We start from the raw sequence: 557 nt of genomic DNA on the forward strand, positions 1-557 counted from the left end.
AATTTTCACACCAGCTTTATGACTACATCCTCCGGCACCAGGATAAGTAGATGCAAATCGATCCGGCACTTGAAATGTTGTAGAATCAAGGATAAGAATACGCTCAAAGTAAGTAGAAAGAGTATGAGAAATCTTAGATAGTCCCCCAATTTTAGCTTGTAGAAGTGTAGTGAATACAGTTCGAAAGAAGGCTACAGAAGCCGAGTTAAATCGCCGATTAAGTCCCTCAGGACTTAATAAAATTCCTGTTGAGGTTTCTAATTGACTACAAAGTTGAGTAAGAGAGGTAGTAGCAATTTGTTGATTTAACCATACACACAAAGATAAAAAATGGTGCCCATGGCACTTACGTTTTCGTTTCATTCCGCCTGCTTCTATAGCTAATTGATTAAGTGTAGCGGGAGACATATAGCGATATAACTCTTCGGCAAATAAAGACAACTCTTGTTTTTGATGCATATTCATAAAAAGCACGTCACCCTTTCTCATTAACATAAGAGAATAGTAACGTACTTTCAACTTCAAGAATAGTCTGAATCCTTAAGTTGATGGATGTG

General features: G+C 37.3%; 1 protein-coding gene. It reads right to left on the reverse strand.

What is annotated here, in order from left to right:
• A partial coding sequence (locus tag MR109_RS29625) for a transposase (RefSeq protein ID WP_472926452.1) occupies positions 1-465 on the reverse strand: 465 nt, incomplete at its 3' end.
• Positions 466-557: the final 92 nt, after the last annotated feature.

Origin of the sequence: Bacillus cereus group sp. BfR-BA-01310 (assembly GCF_022664325.1) — a bacterium.
Lineage (GTDB): Bacteria > Bacillota > Bacilli > Bacillales > Bacillaceae_G > Bacillus_A > Bacillus_A paramycoides.